The sequence below is a fragment of the Arthrobacter globiformis genome, assembly GCF_030818015.1.
GTDB lineage: Bacteria > Actinomycetota > Actinomycetes > Actinomycetales > Micrococcaceae > Arthrobacter > Arthrobacter globiformis_C.
The window spans coordinates 524,290-540,941 of record NZ_JAUSZX010000001.1 but is presented as its reverse complement, the minus strand read 5'-3'; the positions used below and the strand labels follow the sequence as shown (position 1 = coordinate 540,941).

13 protein-coding genes are annotated in these 16,652 nt (G+C 64.9%); 9 read left to right on the top strand and 4 right to left on the bottom strand.

The features are described from left to right. Positions 1-4: 4 nt before the first annotated feature. Complete coding sequence (locus QFZ23_RS02505; protein ID WP_306920368.1) at positions 5-2,548, bottom strand: alpha-L-arabinofuranosidase C-terminal domain-containing protein; 2,544 nt, start codon at positions 2,546-2,548, stop codon at positions 5-7. Between the two features lie 331 nt (positions 2,549-2,879). On the opposite strand from QFZ23_RS02505, the gene QFZ23_RS02500 reads away from it, so the two are divergent. From QFZ23_RS02500 to QFZ23_RS02480, 5 genes are all read left to right on the top strand, one after another. After that, positions 2,880-3,863 (top strand): ABC transporter substrate-binding protein, encoded by a 984-nt coding sequence (locus QFZ23_RS02500; protein ID WP_306920367.1) that lies wholly within the window; start codon positions 2,880-2,882, stop codon positions 3,861-3,863. A 79-nt stretch (positions 3,864-3,942) separates the two neighbouring features. After that, on the top strand, positions 3,943-5,469 hold the full coding sequence (locus tag QFZ23_RS02495; protein ID WP_306920366.1) for a sugar ABC transporter ATP-binding protein: 1,527 nt from the start codon (positions 3,943-3,945) through the stop codon (positions 5,467-5,469). Then, entirely contained in the window at positions 5,466-6,497 is a 1,032-nt protein-coding gene (locus QFZ23_RS02490; protein ID WP_306920365.1) for an ABC transporter permease, read from the top strand. Before QFZ23_RS02495 ends, QFZ23_RS02490 begins: the two co-directional genes overlap by 4 nt. Beyond that, the gene (gene yjfF / locus QFZ23_RS02485) at positions 6,497-7,513 is read left to right on the top strand and encodes a galactofuranose ABC transporter, permease protein YjfF (RefSeq protein ID WP_306920364.1); all 1,017 of its coding nucleotides are present in this window, start codon (positions 6,497-6,499) and stop codon (positions 7,511-7,513) included. The genes QFZ23_RS02490 and yjfF overlap by 1 nt, the downstream gene beginning before the upstream one ends. A gap of 52 nt (positions 7,514-7,565) precedes the next feature. Then, a complete protein-coding gene (locus QFZ23_RS02480) occupies positions 7,566-9,020 on the top strand; it encodes a family 43 glycosylhydrolase (protein ID WP_306920363.1) in 1,455 nt (484 codons plus the stop codon). Positions 9,021-9,072: 52 nt separating this feature from the next. Here the strand turns inward: QFZ23_RS02480 and QFZ23_RS02475 are convergent, their stop codons facing one another. Together QFZ23_RS02475 and QFZ23_RS02470 are read right to left on the bottom strand one after the other, a co-directional pair. Further along, entirely contained in the window at positions 9,073-10,131 is a 1,059-nt protein-coding gene (locus QFZ23_RS02475; RefSeq protein ID WP_306920362.1) for a DMT family transporter, read from the bottom strand. Further along, positions 10,128-10,721, bottom strand: coding sequence for a TetR/AcrR family transcriptional regulator (locus QFZ23_RS02470; protein WP_306920361.1), 594 nt, complete (start codon positions 10,719-10,721; stop codon positions 10,128-10,130). The genes QFZ23_RS02475 and QFZ23_RS02470 overlap by 4 nt, the downstream gene beginning before the upstream one ends. A 364-nt stretch (positions 10,722-11,085) precedes the next feature. On the opposite strand from QFZ23_RS02470, the gene chvE reads away from it, so the two are divergent. From chvE to QFZ23_RS02450, 4 genes are all read left to right on the top strand, one after another. Beyond that, a complete protein-coding gene (chvE, locus tag QFZ23_RS02465) occupies positions 11,086-12,210 on the top strand; it encodes a multiple monosaccharide ABC transporter substrate-binding protein (RefSeq protein WP_306920360.1) in 1,125 nt (374 codons plus the stop codon). An 85-nt stretch (positions 12,211-12,295) separates the two neighbouring features. Beyond that, positions 12,296-13,825: a multiple monosaccharide ABC transporter ATP-binding protein gene (gene mmsA / locus QFZ23_RS02460; protein ID WP_306920359.1), complete on the top strand. Its 1,530-nt coding sequence runs from the start codon at positions 12,296-12,298 to the stop codon at positions 13,823-13,825. Between the two features lie 6 nt (positions 13,826-13,831). After that, positions 13,832-15,166 (top strand): multiple monosaccharide ABC transporter permease, encoded by a 1,335-nt coding sequence (mmsB, locus tag QFZ23_RS02455; RefSeq protein WP_306920358.1) that lies wholly within the window; start codon positions 13,832-13,834, stop codon positions 15,164-15,166. A 33-nt stretch (positions 15,167-15,199) separates the two neighbouring features. Beyond that, positions 15,200-15,409: a hypothetical protein gene (locus QFZ23_RS02450; RefSeq protein ID WP_306920357.1), complete on the top strand. Its 210-nt coding sequence runs from the start codon at positions 15,200-15,202 to the stop codon at positions 15,407-15,409. 225 nt (positions 15,410-15,634) lie between these two features. Here the strand turns inward: QFZ23_RS02450 and QFZ23_RS02445 are convergent, their stop codons facing one another. After that, positions 15,635-16,648 (bottom strand): LacI family DNA-binding transcriptional regulator, encoded by a 1,014-nt coding sequence (locus tag QFZ23_RS02445; protein ID WP_306920356.1) that lies wholly within the window; start codon positions 16,646-16,648, stop codon positions 15,635-15,637. Positions 16,649-16,652: the final 4 nt, after the last annotated feature.

The following is a 16,652-nucleotide window of genomic DNA, read 5'->3' as shown; positions in this document are numbered from 1 at the left end:
TTGCCTACTTGCGTGCGCCGGTGTCCGCCAGCCGGATGAAGGTCACCGACTTCGGCTCGAACTCATACGTGAATTCGGTTCCCGCGCCGCCGAAGGTGCTCGCGGCCGGGGCCAGGTTCTGCCCGTCGGCGGTCTGGGTGAGGGTGGTGACGGCGGCAGAGCTGCTGATGTTGGCCGCGCCCGCCACCTTGATGTCCACCGGCGCCTTGTCCGCTGAGGTGTTGACCACCTTCACGATGGTGTCGCCGGACTTCGCGTCCTTCGTGACAACGGAGTAGACGGGATCAGCCTGCGTATCATCCACCGTGCCCCACAGGACGTTGTCCAGGTAGAGCTTGGCCGTGCGCCCGGAGACCTCGATCCGGATGTCGTATTCATGCCCGGTCTGGATCACGGTGTTCTTTTCGATGACGTTCGTCTTGCCGCCGTTGACGGCCTTCTCGACGACGGACTTCGAGTTGTTCCAACCGCCCAGGTTCCACCAGAAGTAGTTGCCGGTGTCCTTGACCCCGAAGGAGACGAGGAAGCCTTCCGAGCCGGCCAGCTTGGTGGCCTTGGTGCTCAGCGTGTAGTTGCTCCAGTCGGCGCTGCCGGCGGTCACCATGGTGTTCTGCGCCGTGGTGCTCGACTGGACGTAGCCGCCGTCCTTGATGGACCAGGATCCGGTGCCGTTGCCGGTCCAGGCAGCCGCCGTTCCGGAGAAGTCGTCGCTGAACAGTGTGGCGCCGTCCGCCCCGGTGACTTTGACGTCGTCGTAGCGGGCTGACGTCGCCCACGTGGACAGGCCGATCTTGCCGGAGATCGGTACCACGGTGGAAGCCGGGTTGTCCTGCGTGCTGGGCACCACCTGGTTTCCGACGTTGTTCATGAACAGCTTCTGGACCTCGTAATTGGGGGTGGTCCGCACGGAGGTGCCGTTGAAGAACATCATGTCCGGGCTCCACTGTGTGTTGGCCTCGTTGGCTATCAGCGGCGCGTAGGACGCCATCTTGACCACGTCGGCGTTCCGCTCCAGGCCGGTCATGTAGGAGGCTTCCGCCAGGGCGTTCTCCGGCTTGTTTCCCTGCGACGCGTATTCGCCGAGGAACACCTTGTAGCTGTTCCGGTCGTAGGAGTCGTAGCGGTGGTTGTTGTTCAGGAACCACGACGGCGTGTTGTAGTAGTGCTCGTCCACCAGGTCCACGCCTGTTTGGGCGTTGAAATTGGCGAGGTCGTCGAATTCCGGGCCCTGGCTGAACGGGCCGGTGTTGCCGATGATCTTGATCTCGGGGTGGGCCTTGCGGACGGCGTTGTAGAACTGGGTGAAGTACTGCTTGAACTCCGGCTTGTACTCCTCGTTGCCCAGTGAGATGCGGTCGAGGTTGTACGGTGCCGGATGGCCGTAGGCGATGCGCTTGGCGCCCCACTCGGTGCTGGCGTCGCCGTTCGCGAACTCGATCAGGTCCAGCGTGTCCTGGATGTACCGGTCGAGTGTCGCCTGGTCCGGGGCTCGGTTGGTGTCGCCGCAGCCGGTCACGCCGACCGGTACCACCGGCACCGGAACGGCCCCCATGTCCTCGGCCCACTGGAAGTACTCCATGTAACCCAGGCCGTACGTCTGGTTGTAGCCCCAGAAGTTGCGGTTCGCGGGGCGCTGCTCCACCGGGCCGATGGTGTCTTTCCACTGGTAGGTGCGGGCACGCGTGTAGTTGGGCGCCGAGTAGGTGTCGTAGCTTCCGGTGTTGACGATGCAGCCGCCGGGGAAGCGCAGGAATCCGGGGTGCAGGTCATTGATCTTCTCGGCGAGGTCCTTGCGGAGGCCGTTTTCCCTGCCGTTCCAGGTGTCCTGGGGGAACAGCGACACCATGTCGAGGCGGACCGTGCCGGTGCCCTGGACAAGGGTGGTGAGCCGGCCGGCGCCGGTGGAGGACTTGGGCGAGAGGGTCACCTCGTATTTGGTCCAGCGGTCACCCTTGACCTTGATGGTGGCGATGTCCAGGCGGGTGCCTTCGGGCGTCTCCAGCGTCACGGCGAGGGTGGAACCGGACGGGTTGGAGGTGCGCGCCCACACAGAGTAGTTGTACTTTTTCTTCGCTTCGAGTTTCTGCCCGGCGTTCCAGCCGCTGTTGCGCACGCCCACTCCGGCGCCGCTTCCCGCGCCGGCCGCGGTGGCGTCGATCTGCAGGTAGTTCCGGTTGTTTTCGTTCAGCCGGTTGCTGTCATTGACGACGGCGACCGTTCCGTCGCTGCCCCGCTTCAGGGTTTCCCAGCCGGTCATCGGGGTGTAGGTGCGGTTGTCGGCGGAGTTGAACTCAAACGACCTGTTCTGGACGAGCTCCGCGTAGATGCCGCCGTCGGCGCCCTGGTTGATGTCCTCGTAGAAGGCTCCGTACATGGTGGGGTCGATCGAAGGCCCTGACCCGGCGGCGTTGATGCTGATGGTCCGGTTCTCGCTGGACTCGGCATTGGCGCCGAGGGCAGGGGCCAGCGTCAGCAGCGCGGCTGCCAGGGACCCGGTGAGCACCAGGGTGCAGGTCCGTTTGGCGGAACTTGAGGGTTTTGATGGCATGGAAGGGATGGCCTTTCTCCATTGAACGGTTCGCCGGCGACCGGTTTGAACAGGCTGCGTCGCAGAACAACAGCTGCTTGGAAAACAGCCTGATGTGAACGCTAACAAAGTGCCGACCGGAGTCGAGTATTCGACATCTTCTCGCTCTTGTAAAGGGCATTCTCAAAAATCGACAGACCTTGCACGGCTCCCACGAAATTGTGACCGAGGCTACTTGACGGGCCAATTGTTAGCGTTCACAATGATTCGCAGAGCGCATCAGCTCACTTGCAGCAACGGCGGTGTATGAAGTCTCCCGCCTGCATGTAACTAACGCTTCCGGGAGGATGTTGTGTTTAAGAAATCCCTGCTTGCGGTGGCCGCCGCATCAATGCTTACCCTCACTGCCTGCGGTGGAACCGCTGGCGCCGGCAGCGCTGGCGGCAGCTCCGGCGGAGACAAAATCACCATGGGCTTCGCCCAGGTGGGCGCCGAAAGCGGCTGGCGCACCGCCAACACCAAGTCGGTCCAGGACTCCGCCAAGAAGGCCGGCGTCGACCTGAAGTTCTCCGACGCCCAGCAGAAGCAGGAGAACCAGATCAAGGCCATCCGCTCCTACATCCAGCAGAAGGTCGATGTCATCGCGTTCTCCCCTGTGGTGGAGTCCGGCTGGGACACTGTGCTGAAGGAAGCCAAGAACGCCAAGATTCCGGTCATCCTGACGGACCGCGCGGTGGACTCCTCGGACAAGACGCTCTACAAGACCTTCCTCGGCTCTGACTTCGTTGAGGAAGGCAAGAAAGCCGGCGACTGGCTGGTCAAGGATTCCAAGTCAGCAACGGACACCGTCAACATCGTCGAAATCCAGGGCACCACCGGATCCGCACCCGCGAATGACCGGAAGGAAGGCTTCGCGGAAGCCATCAAGGCTGACCCGAAGCTGAAGATTGTCGCTTCGCAGAGCGGCGACTTCACCCGCAGCGGCGGCAAGCAGGTCATGGAGGCCTTCCTCAAGAACAACGCCGACATCGACGTCGTGTTCGCCCACAATGACGACGAGGGCCTCGGCGCCATCGAGGCGATCGAAGCCGCCGGCAAGGTTCCCGGCAAGGACATCAAGATCATCACCATCGACGCCGTAAAGGACGGCATGACCGCGCTGAGCAACGGCAAGATCAACTACATCGTCGAGTGCAGCCCCATGCTCGGTGACCAGCTCATGGATCTCGCGAAGAAGGTCATTGCCGGCGAGAGCGTGCCCGAACGCGTCGTCACCGAGGAGACGACCTTCACGCAGGAGCAGGCCAAGCAGGTTCTCGCCAGCCGCCCGTACTGAGGCGCGGCGCCCCTGAACGTCCGTGCGGCGGCGGATGACCGCCGCCGCACGGCACACCAATCACAGGAAAGACACGAGGATGAACGAAATCGTTCCGGTCGTCGAGATGACCGGCATAGCTATTGGATTCCCAGGGGTTAAGGCGCTCGACGGCGTCGACTTCCGCCTTTTCCAGGGTGAGGTCCACGCCCTGATGGGTGAGAACGGTGCCGGAAAGTCAACGCTGATCAAGGCCCTGACCGGCGTGTACACCATCGACTCCGGCACCATCACGGTGCTCGGCGAACCGAAGCGGTTCTCGTCCCCCGGGGAGTCCCAGGCGGCCGGCATCAGCACGGTCTACCAGGAAGTCAACCTCTGCCCCAACCTCACCGTTGAGGAAAACGTCCTGCTGGGCCGCGAGCCGCGCCGCCGCGGCTCCATCGACTGGAAGGGCGTGCGGACGCGGACGAGGGAGGTGCTGGCAGAACTGCAGCTGGACCACATCGATCCCGGCTCGCTGCTGTCCACGCATTCCATCGCGGTCCAGCAGCTGATCGCCATCGCCCGCTCCGTGGAGATCAACGCCAAGGTCCTGATCCTGGATGAACCGACGTCGAGCCTGGACGCCGATGAAGTCAGCCAGCTCTTCCGGGTCATCAGGGACCTCCGCGACCGGGGCGTCGCCATCCTTTTCGTCTCCCACTTCCTGGAACAGGTCTACGCGATTTCCGACCGCATGACGGTCCTGCGCAACGGCAAGCTCGTGGGCGAGTACCTGACCCGGGACCTCTCCCGGATGAGCCTCATCTCCAAGATGATCGGCAAGGACATGGAGGCCCTCGCCGAACTGGACCAGGCCCCCGCCCGTACCCGCGCCGCCGCCGGCACCGGCGACACCCCCTTCATCGAAGCCCGCGGCCTCGGCCGGAAGGGGTCGGTTTCCAACGTGGACCTGGCCATCCATCCGGGCGAGGTCGTGGGCCTGGCGGGCCTGCTCGGGGCCGGCCGGACTGAAATTGCCCGGCTCTTCTTCGGCGCCGACAAGGCCGACGAAGGCTCCATCAAAATCAAGGGTGCGGGGCAGAAAATCCGCTCCCCGCGCACCGCCATCGACAAGCGCATCGGATTCTGCTCGGAGGACCGCAAGGAGGAAGGCCTCATCGGCGACCTCACCGTCCGCGACAACCTGGTGCTGGCCATGCAGGCCAGCAAGGGCTGGGCCCGCCGGATTCCCCGCAAGGTCCAGGACGAGCTGGTGGCCGAATACATCAAGACCCTCGACATCCGCCCGGCCAACCCTGACGCACTCATCCGGAACCTCAGCGGCGGCAACCAGCAAAAGGTGCTCCTCGCCCGCTGGCTGGTCACGCATCCCGAACTGCTGATCCTCGACGAGCCCACCCGCGGCATCGACATCGGAGCCAAGACCCAGATCCAGAAACTCGTCAGCCAGCTCGCGGCCGACGGCATGTCCATCCTCTTCATTTCCTCCGAGCTCGAGGAAGTCCTGCGCGTGAGCGACCGCGTCGCCGTCATCAAGGACAGGGCGATGGTCGCCGAAATTAATAACGACGGCGTCTCCGTGGAAGACGTCATGACGGTCATCGCCGGAGGCGCCCAGTGAAATCCCTTCTGAAACACCGCCTCGCGTGGCCGGTGATCGCCCTGGCAGCGCTGCTGCTGCTCAACCAGATTTTCCGGCCCGACTTCCTGGGCCTGCGGATGCAGGACGGCCACCTCTACGGCAGCCTCGTCGACATCATGCGCAACGGCGCCCCCACGATCCTCATTGCGCTCGGCATGACCCTCGTCATCGCCACCCGCGGCATTGACCTGTCGGTCGGCGCTGTGGTGGCGATCGCAGGGGCCGCCTCGTGTGCTTACATCGCCGCCTCCCCTGACCCCGGATCCCCGGTGACGGCCGCGACGGCAGTCGTTATCGCCGTCGTCGCCGCCCTTGCCCTGGGTGTCTGGAACGGTTTCCTGGTGTCCACCATCGGCGTGCAGCCGATTATCGCCACGCTGGTTCTCATGACGGCCGGCCGCGGCATCGCCCAGCTCATCACCGGCGGCCAGATCATCTCGGTGTCCAATGACCACTACAAATCCATCGGCGCGGGATACCTGTTCACCTTGCCGATCTCCATCCTCATTACCGCCGCCGTGTTCGTCCTGGCCGCCGTGCTCACCCGCCGCACCGCGCTGGGGACCCTGATCGAGGCGGTGGGCATCAACCCGGTCGCCAGCCGCCTCGCCGGGCTCCGGTCGCGGAACATCATCTGGATCGTCTACGTCTTCAGCGCCGTCTGCGCCGCGGTTGCCGGCCTGATGATCAGCTCCAACGTCACGGCGGCCGACGCCAACAATGCCGGGCTCTACATCGAAATGGACGCCATACTGGCGGTGGTTATCGGCGGCACCTCACTGGCCGGCGGGCGGTACACCCTGGTGGGAACCGTCGTCGGGGCCTTCATCATCCAGACACTGACCACCACGGTCTACACCCTCGGGATCCCGCCGGAGGTGACCCTTGTGTTCAAGGCGCTGGTGGTCATCACCGTTTGCCTCCTGCAGGCGCCCAAGGCACGGACCCTGCTCAGCAGCCTCAAGGCAGCACCCAAGCCCGCCGCAAAGGAAAAGGTCGCCATCTAATGTCCCCGCTGTCCACGCTTACGCCCCTGACCGTCAAGAAGCCGTCGCCGGCGCGCAGCCGCCTGCGCGGCGGTGCCCGCTACGCGCCGACGCTGGCCACGGTGGGGCTGTTCATCGCCATGTTCGCCGTGGGGGCGGGGATGTACCCGAGTTTCCTCTCCGGCCAGGTCTTCCTCAACCTCTTCATCGACAACACCTTCCTCATCGTGCTCGCCGTCGGCATGACCTTCGTGATCCTCACCGGGGGCATCGACCTCTCCGTCGGGGCCGTCGTCGCACTGTCCATGATGGTGAGCGCCACGCTGCTGCAGCAGGGCTGGAACGCAGGCGCCGTCATCGTCCTCGTGCTCCTGATCGGCGGCGGCCTGGGACTCCTGATGGGTCTGATCATCCAGTACTTCGACATCCAGCCGTTCATCGTGACCCTGGCCGGCATGTTCCTGGCCCGCGGCCTCTGCTACGTCATCAGCCTTGACTCGATCCCGGTCACCGAGGGGTTCTTTACCGGCATGGCGCAGGCCCAGATCCCGCTCCCGGGCGACCTCTTCGTCTCGCCGGGCGTCCTCCTGGCCCTTGGAATCGTGGCCATAGCCTTCTTCGTCCTGCACCACACCCGCTTCGGCCGGACCGTCTACGCCATCGGCGGCAGCGAACACTCCGCCATGCTGATGGGCCTGCCGGTGAAGAGCACCAAGATCCTTGTCTACGCACTCAGCGGCCTCTGCTCGGCCGTCGCCGGCATCCTGTTCTCCTTCTATAGCCTCTCCGGCTACAGCCTGGCGGCGCAGGGCATGGAGCTCGACGCCATCGCGGCGGTGGTCATCGGCGGCACCCTGCTGACCGGCGGCACCGGCTATGTCCTGGGCTCCGTCGTCGGCGTACTGGTGCTGGGGATTGTCCAGACCTTCATCGCCTACGACGGCACCCTCAGCTCCTGGTGGACCAAGATCGTCATCGGCGGCCTGCTCCTCGTCTTCATCCTGCTGCAGCGGCTCTTCGCCCGGAAAGCCGGCTGACTCTTTACCTATCCCGCACGTCAATTCCCGCACGTCGAAAGGACTTTTCAGCATGAATGATTCCGTCAACCGCCAGTTCTCCCGCCGGTCCTTCCTTGGCACCGGAACCGCAGCAGCCGCAGCCTTCGCCGTCGCGGGTGCGGGAGGCGGGGCCCTGGTGGCGGCACCCGCCGCTTCCGCAGCCGCCGATTCGACTCCACTGATCAACCCGGTGGTTCCGCAGCGGGCGGACCCGTGGCTCATGAAGCACACGGACGGCAAGTACTACTTCACCGGTTCCGTGCCCGAGTACAACCGCATCATCGTCCGTTCCTCCCCCACTATCGCGGGGCTCGGCAGCGCTGCGGAAGCGGTGGTCTGGACACGGCCCGCCTCCGGAACGATGGGCGGCCACATCTGGGCTCCCGAACTGCACCACTTCGACGGCCAATGGCACATCTACTTCGCCGCCGGCGACAGCAGCGATGTCTTCCGGGTGCGGATCTACGTGATTTCCACTGACGACGCCGATCCGGCCACCGCCGTGTGGGGACCGCCGGTCCGCGTGTACACGCATGCTGACACCTTCTCCCTGGATGCCACCACGTTCGAGCACGGGGGCACGCGCTACCTGCTGTGGGCTCAGAGCGACACTGGTGTGAACTCCAGCCTGTACATCGCGTCCATGTCGTCACCGTCAACGCTCTCCAGCACCCCGGTCCGCATTGCCGTTCCCACGCTGGACTGGGAGACCCGGGGCTACAAGGTGAACGAAGGCCCAGCGGTGATCAAGCGGAACGGCCGCATCTTCGTGACCTTCTCCGCCAGCGCCACGGACGCCAACTACTGCGTGGGCCTGCTGACGGCTGACGCCACTGCCGACCTGCTCAACGCTGCATCATGGAACAAGACACCCGTTCCCGTCTTTGTGACCACCGAGGGCTCCAAGCAGTACGGACCGGGACACAACTCCTTCACCGTGGACGAGGCCGGCAACGACGTGCTGGTGTACCACGCCCGGTCCTACCGCACTATCGTCGGCGACCCGCTGTACGATCCCAACCGGCACGCCCGGGTGCAGCGGCTGTACTGGAACGCGGACGGCACACCGAATTTCGGCGTACCGGTGGGCGACGGCGAACTGCCGGTGCGCCTGGAACCCGCCTCGGGCCCTGGCACGTTCCTGGCGCACGACGGCGCCACCGTCACCGCTGCCCCCTCCCCCGCACTGGCGGCATCCCAGTTCCGCATCGCGCCGGGCTACGCCAAGAAGAACTCGGTGGTCATCGAGCCGGTCCTGGCCAAGGGCCGCTACCTCCGGGTACAGGGATCAGCGGTGAGCATAGCGACTACGGAGGGGTCGTCGTCGGCCTTCCTGAAGCGGGGCGGCCTGTCGGATGCTGCCGGCGCCTCCTTCGAGTCGGTGGACGTCCCGGGCTCCTACCTTGTCCTCCGGCAGGGTGCCCTGGCGCTGGCAAAGGTGGGCAAGGACGAGCGGCCGGCTGCCACATTCTTCCTGCGTTCCTAGTCCTTCATGGATCCCGAGACCCCCGCGCGCTGGGCGCGTGGGTGACTGCGAATCACTGGTGATGTGGTGGTTGTGCATTTGGGCAGGGCCGGCGGTTTCTCCGCCGGCCCTGCTGTTCTTTGAGGCTTTCGAAAGCCTTGGCACCGCTGCCATCGGAATCATGGATATCACGCAGAAAGGCCCCGGGCTGCGGCAGGGCGGGCTGGCCGGGAGTCAGGACGAACAGGCTCGCCAGCACCATGACGACACCGACCCAGCCCAGCACGGGCAGCCGCTCCCCCACCACCACAACTGCCAACACGGCGGCGACAACGGTTTCCATGAGGGAAAGACCCGTAGCTGTGCTTGCGCGGACGCGCGCCAATCCCCAACCGAACAAGACGTAGCCTGCGAACATCGGGACAAGCGCCATGTAGGCGCCCACCGTGAAATTGCCCCAGGACTCAAGGAGCGGCCGGCCGGTCGCGGCGAGCACCGGCATCAGGAGCACTCCGCCGAGCCCGAATACTGCACCCATGGCGGCCCGGGATGACACTCCCCCGCTGATCAGGCGGTGGGCAGCCCACGAGTACAGCGCGTAGGTGACACCTGCCACGAGCCCCAGAACGATTCCCCCCGGCACGGCCCAGGGTTCGGCAAGGGCGCCCGGGCGTTCCGCACTGTCACCGGCGAAACTCAGGAGTCCGGCGCCCGCCACCCCGATCAGCGCGCCGAGCATCCAGCGGCGGGTCAGCACTTTCCGCTCCGCCAGCCGCTCGATGACAGCCGACGCCAGAGGGGCCGAGCCGATCGAGACCACCGTTCCGAGCGCAACGCCGGAAAGGTGCATGGAGCTGTAGAAGGCAAGAGGGTACACGGCGACCGCTACAGCACCCAGGGAGACAAGCAGCCACCGGCCGCGGAGGCTACCCCAGTGGCCAGCAATCGGCTGCACCGCGTACAGGGCTTGCAGCAATCCGCCCACGCCCATTGCCACGGCACCGATAGCCAGCGGACTCACCGACGGCGCGAATGTGGCGACGGTTCCGGTAGTGCCCCAAAGCGCCGACGCGCCCACAACAAAAATCGCACCCAGGAGGGGCCCGTTCAATCGGCCAGGCGCCGCTTTCATAGCTCCTCCAGCATCTGGGCAGCGATCATCCGGGCCTCGTGCAGGCAACGGTCTCCGCCTTCAAGGCCGGCCCTCGCCATGGAGCCCTCGAGCACGAACGCCAGATGCCGGGCCATCCTGCCCGCCGCCTCGCCCTGCCCCGGCTGCAGTTCCGCCACATGCTTGAGCAGGAGGTCCTCAACTTCCTCCTTATGCTGCCTTACGGCCTGCCTTCCGGGAGCGCCCGCCGGCAGTTCCGCGGCCGCGTTGAGTAGGCCGCACCCCCTGAAACCGCGCTCATAGGCGAAGTTCGCGTGGTCGATGTAGGCGTCGAACACCGCCAGGACACGGCCCTGCGGAGTAACCGCCGCCGCGACCCGCTCCCGGTACATGGCGAGCCATTCCTCATGCCGGGCGGCAAGGTAGGCCGCCACCAGGTCCGCCTTGGAAGCGAAGTTGTTGTAGAGGCTCTTCTTGGCCACGCCTGCCGCCGCGGTGATGGAGTCGATGCCCGTGGCCGTCACGCCGTCGGCATAGAAAAGGCGCGCCGCAGCCTCAAGGAGCGACGCACGGGCGGGGCGCTTTGTCGATCGGCTTTCAGGTGAAGCCACCGTTGAAACCTCCTGCAGAAAAGCAGTGAGTAGGTAGACCAGTCTACGTACTCTGTTCCGGAACGGACATCGGCCGCAGCCCCCGGCGGCGCACGGTGAAGCTTCGCCAGGCACCGCCGCCATTGTCATCAATCTGTGTCTTGCTTCACAGCCGGGGCAGGGATAATATTATCCATGATTGTTAGCGCTAACAGACATGTTGGGGCAGCCGGGGCCTCCGCTCCGGTGATGACAGCCTCCGGTGCCGGTCCTGCGGAACGGCCTCGGTACGCCGGACATAAGTGGCCGGCACTGGCGGAAAGTACTTACGCTTTGCGCTCAAGCACCGATTCGTGGCCCGACCAGGCCACGGAAGGAGAATAACGTGAGAATCAAGAAACTCCTGGGCGCCGTCGCCGTCGTCCTGGCTGTTACGGTGGGGGCCACCGGCTGCGGCAGCCGTCCCGGCACCGCCACCAGCTCCAGCAGCGCCGACGCTGCCGGTGCCCTGGTGGGGATCTCCATGCCGACGCAGACGTCGGAACGCTGGATCGCGGACGGCAAGAACGTCTCCGAATCCCTGGCCAAGCTCGGCTACAAGACGGACCTGCAGTACGCCAACGACGACATCCCCACCCAGGTCTCGCAGATCGAGAACATGCTGACCAAGGGGGCCAAGTCCCTGATCATCGCCGCCATCGACGGCACCACGCTGACGGATGTCCTGGCCAAGGCCAAGGAACAGAACGTCAAGGTCATCGCCTACGACCGGCTGATCAATGGCACCCCGAACGTGGACTACTACACCACCTTTGACAACTATGAGGTGGGCGTCCAGCAGGCCACGTCGCTGCTGACCGGGCTGGGCCTGGTGGATGCCTCCGGCAAGAAGGTCGAGGGCAAGGGCCCGTTCAACGTGGAACTCTTCGCGGGCAGCCCGGACGACAACAACGCCAACTTCTTCTGGACCGGCGCCATGGACACCCTGAAGCCGTACCTGGATGCCGGCACCCTCAAGGTGCCCAGCGGCCAGACGAAGTTTGAGCAGGCCGCCATCCTACGCTGGCAGGCGGCAACCGCCCAGAAGAGGATGGAAGACATCCTCACCGCCGCTTACGGTTCAGGCAAGAAGCTCGACGGCGTGCTGTCGCCCTATGACGGCCTCTCCATCGGCATCATCTCGGCACTGACCAGCACCGGCGGCTACTCCAAGGGCGCCCTGCCGGTCGTGACCGGCCAGGACGCGGAAAAGGGCTCGGTGAAGTCCATCGTTGCCGGCGAGCAGTACTCCACGATCTTCAAGGACACCCGCAAGCTCGGCGAGCAGGCCGTGAAAATGGTGGACGCGGTCCTGAAGGGCCAGCAGCCCGAGACCAATGACACCAAGACCTACAACAACAAGGTCAAGGTGGTCCCGGCCTTCCTGCTGAAGTCCGTAATCGTCACCAAGGACAATTACAAGCAGGAACTTATCGACTCCGGTTACTACACCGACGCCGACATCAAGTAGCAGTATTGCGGGGGTGCCTGCAGCGGCAGGCACCCCCGTCCCTCGAACAGATCAGCTCATCGAACAGATCAGCGGGAATTAACCAATGAACGTACCCATTCTTCAGATGCGCGGGATCACCAAGACCTTCCCCGGCGTCAAGGCCCTCCAGGATGTCACCCTGGATGTGAACCGCGGCGAGGTCCACGCGATCTGCGGCGAAAACGGGGCAGGCAAGTCCACCCTGATGAAGGTGCTCTCCGGCGTGTACGCCCACAACACCTTCGAGGGGGACATCCTCTTCGAGAACGAACCGTGCGACTTCGCATCCATCAGCGACAGCGAGAAGCGCGGCATCGTGATCATCCACCAGGAGCTGGCCCTGAGCCCGTACCTGTCCATCGCGGAAAACATCTTCCTGGGCAACGAAATGGCTTCCCGCGGCTGGGTCGACTGGCGCAAGACCAACCTGGAAGCGGCCAAGCTGCTGGCCCGGGTTGGCCTGGATGAAAACCCGATCACCCCCATCCAGCACATCAGCGTGGGCAAGCAGCAGCTCGTCGAAATCGCCAAGGCGCTCTCCAAGGAAGTGAAGCTGCTGATCCTGGACGAGCCCACCGCGGCCCTGAACGACGAGGACTCGGACCACCTGCTGGACCTGATCCTGCACCTGAAAGGCCAGGGCGTCACCAGCATCATCATCAGCCACAAACTCAACGAAATCCGCAAGGTCGCGGACGCCGTCACCATCATCCGCGACGGCAAGTCCATCGAGACCCTGCGCGTGGACGAGGGCCAGATAACCCAGGAACGCATCATCCGCGGCATGGTGGGGCGGGACCTGGACAGCCTCTACCCGGAGCGGGAACCGCAGATCGGCGAAGAAGTCCTGCGCATCGAGGACTGGACGGTCCAGCACCCGCAGGACCACAGCCGCACCGTGGTGCACAACGCCAGCCTTAACGTCCGCAAGGGCGAAGTGGTGGGGCTCGCCGGCCTGATGGGTGCCGGCCGCACCGAACTGGCCATGAGTGTCTTCGGCCGCACGTACGGACGCGCCGTCTCCGGGAAGGTGTTCAAGTACGGCAAGGAAATCAACACATCCACCGTCCCCGAGGCCATCCGCCACGGCATCGCCTACGCCACCGAGGACCGCAAGCACTACGGGCTGAACCTGATCGAGGACATCAAGCGGAACATCTCCATGGCTGCCCTGCCCAAGCTCGCCAAGCGCGGCTGGGTGGACAAGAACAAGGAAACCACGGTGGCGAACAGCTACCGGAAGAGCATGAACATCAAGGCCCCGTCGGTCGCCGCCATCACCGGTAAGCTCTCCGGCGGCAACCAGCAAAAGGTGGTCCTCAGCAAATGGATGTTCTCAGACCCCGACGTGCTGATCCTGGACGAGCCCACCCGGGGCATCGACGTTGGCGCCAAGTTCGAGATCTACACGATCATCGCCGAGCTCGCCGCCCAGGGTAAGGCCGTCATTGTGATCTCCTCCGAGCTCCCCGAGCTCCTGGGAATCTGCGACCGGATCTACACCCTTTCCGCCGGCCACGTCACGGGTGAAGTCCCGATCGCCGAGGCCTCCCAGGAAACCCTTATGCACTACATGACCCAAGAGAAGGAATAACGAGCCATGTCCGCCCTACGAGAATCCCTCGGCTTCCTGGCAAGCCGCCTCCGCCAGGTCGGCATCTTCGTCGCCCTGATCCTGATCGTCCTGCTGTTCCAGGTCCTCACCGACGGGATCCTGCTGGAGCCGCAGAACGTCACCAACCTCGTCGTCCAGAACAGCTACATCCTCATTCTGGCCATCGGCATGGTCATGGTCATCATCGCCGGCCACATCGACCTCTCCGTCGGTTCCATCGCCGGCTTCATTGGCGCCGTCGCCGGCGTCATGATTGTCCACTGGGGCTGGGCCTGGTGGGCAGCGATCCCGGCCTGCCTCCTCGTCGGCGCTTTGGTAGGCGCGTGGCAGGGGTACTGGATCGCCTACGTCGGCATCCCCGCCTTCATCGTTACCCTGGCCGGCATGCTCATCTTCCGCGGTCTGACCCTGATCACCCTCAAAAACCAGCAGATCACCCCGTTCCCGGACGAGCTCCGTGCCCTCGGCGGCGGGTTCCTGCCGGACATCTCTGGCGGTACCTCCGTGCTCGAGTGGCTCACCGTGATCCTCGGCGTTGGCGGCACCGCGGCCCTGCTCTTCCAAGCCATCAAGGAACGTCGCATCCGCACCAAGTTCAACCTGGAAAACGAGCCCATGGCCTGGTTCGCCACGAAGACCGCGTTCATCGCCCTGCTGATGCTGGTCATCACGTTCCTGCTCGCCAGCTACCGCGGCACCCCGATCGTGCTGATCGTCCTCGCTGTGCTGGTCATCGCGTACTCCGCGCTGATGAACAACAGCATCTTCGGCCGGCACACCTACGCCATCGGCGGGAACCTGCACGCCGCCGAGCTCTCCGGCATCAAGACCAAGGCTGTGACGTTCCGGCTCTTCGTGAACATGGGTGTCCTCGCCGCACTCGCCGGCCTGATCTTCACGGCACGCCTGAACTCGGCACAGCCCGCTGGCGGCACCGGCTTCGAACTGGACTCCATCGCCGCCGCCTTCATCGGCGGAGCAGCGGTCCAGGGCGGCATCGGAACGGTGGCCGGAGCCATGATCGGCGGCCTCATCATGGGCGTCCTCAACAACGGCATGTCCATCCTCGGCCTCGGCACCGACTACCAGCAGCTGATCAAGGGCCTGGTGCTCCTGATCGCCGTCGGCTTCGACATCTTCAATAAGAACCGTGCCAGCGGCGGATCCTCAATCGCCAAGCGCTTCAAGCTCAGGACCACACCGCCGGCCACCGAACAAACCACGGCACCGGCGCAAACCCAGCCGCCGGCATCTACCAAAGAAACAGCGGAACCTGCCGCGCCGGTGGCGGCCGGCAGCCGCGAATCAGGCAACGCATAGCCCACCGGCCACAGCCAGCAGAAAGGACATGCCATGACCGCACTCCTTGATTCCATCGACATCTGCGTTACGAGCCGGCACGCCCTGGAGGAGCACCTCGAAGCTGCCGTGAAGGACCTCCAGGAACTGGCGATGCTCACGGGTACGCACGGCATCCTGGTCACGCGCCATCGGCCAGGAAACTACACGGCCGCGCTTTCTGACCAGGTCCCGTTCGGCATGACGCGCGAAGTGATTCGCTGACCCGGTACTTACCAAGAGAGCTCACAGCAGAGCCCCTCCCCCGGTCAAAAACCGAGGGAGGGGCTCTGCTGGTTAAGGAAGCTAGCGTGCGGTGAAGGGCAGCATCCGGCGGGACTGGCGCGCGGCGCAAGGTGGAACCCAACCGCGAGCACGCCCTCGAAGTGCTCGCCGACAGCTGGCACCACCTGCTCTGCGACGAAGCCTGAGTTCGCCTGCCGACCGCACTTATGTAGGAGCAGCCGTGGACCCCCGCACCACGAGTTTGGGGTTGAGGACCGAGGCCGCTCCGGAAGGGCCGTGGGCCATGTCGGACAGGAGCATCCGGATGCAGCGCGCACCGAGCTCCTTGAAGCCCTGGTTCACCGTGGTCAGCGGCGGGACGAAGTAGCCGGCCTCCGGCTGGTCGTCGAAGCCCACCACGCTGATGTCCTCCGGCACGCGCAGCCCGGCCTCGTGGAAGGCGCGCAGTGCCCCGAGGGCCATCTGGTCGTTCGCCGCGAACACGGCAGTGACGTTGCCGGCAGCCGCCAGTTCCATTCCCGCGCGGTAGCCGCTTTCGGCACTCCAGTCGCCGGGGATCAGCACGCCCTCCGGCAGCCCGGCCTGCTCAAGGGCGCGGCGCCAGCCCTCGGTCCGGGCAGCGGCGTCAATCCAGTCCTGCGGACCCGAAACGTGGGCGATTGACGTGTGGCCGAGGTTCACCAGGTGCTGCACGGCGAGGCCCGCACCAACGCGCTGGTTCACGGCGGCGACCGTCAGGTGTTCATCCGCCCCGAAACCCACGGCAACCAGCGGGACGGACAGTGCGATGGCGTGCAGCGATTTCAGCATCGTCTCGTGCGGGACGATCACCACGATCCCGTCCACCGACTGCAGCAGGAAGTGTTCGAGGGCGTCGTGGATGCCGGCAGCCGTCACTTCGCTGAGGCTGGCCATGCTGACGGCATAGCCCTCGTTCCGGGCTGCGTGCTGGACGCCCAGCAGCGTGTTGGCTGGGCCGTAGTGTGCCGTGCCGGCGCCCAGGACTCCAATCGTCTGGGAACGCCTGGTGACGAGGCTGCGTGCCGCGGTGTTGCGGCGGTATCCCAGCTCGGCGATGGCGCGTTCCACACGTCTGCGGGTCCGGGCGCTGACGTTGGGATGCGTGTTCAGCACACGCGAGACGGTCTGGTGGGACACGCCTGCGAGGCGCGCCACGTCCTCCATGACGGGAGGACGTGGCGCGGTGTTTGCTGTCACTGCG

Excerpts from the sequence above, each read along its gene's own strand:
- QFZ23_RS02505 (WP_306920368.1), bottom strand. The coding sequence starts at position 2,548 with ATGCCATCAAAACCCTCAAGTTCCGCCAAACGGACCTGCACCCTGGTG.
- QFZ23_RS02495 (WP_306920366.1), top strand. The coding sequence starts at position 3,943 with ATGAACGAAATCGTTCCGGTCGTCGAGATGACCGGCATAGCTATTGGA.
- yjfF (WP_306920364.1), top strand. The coding sequence starts at position 6,497 with ATGTCCCCGCTGTCCACGCTTACGCCCCTGACCGTCAAGAAGCCGTCG.
- QFZ23_RS02480 (WP_306920363.1), top strand. The coding sequence starts at position 7,566 with ATGAATGATTCCGTCAACCGCCAGTTCTCCCGCCGGTCCTTCCTTGGC.
- QFZ23_RS02475 (WP_306920362.1), bottom strand. The coding sequence starts at position 10,131 with ATGAAAGCGGCGCCTGGCCGATTGAACGGGCCCCTCCTGGGTGCGATT.
- mmsA (WP_306920359.1), top strand. The coding sequence starts at position 12,296 with ATGAACGTACCCATTCTTCAGATGCGCGGGATCACCAAGACCTTCCCC.
- mmsB (WP_306920358.1), top strand. The coding sequence starts at position 13,832 with ATGTCCGCCCTACGAGAATCCCTCGGCTTCCTGGCAAGCCGCCTCCGC.
- QFZ23_RS02450 (WP_306920357.1), top strand. The coding sequence starts at position 15,200 with ATGACCGCACTCCTTGATTCCATCGACATCTGCGTTACGAGCCGGCAC.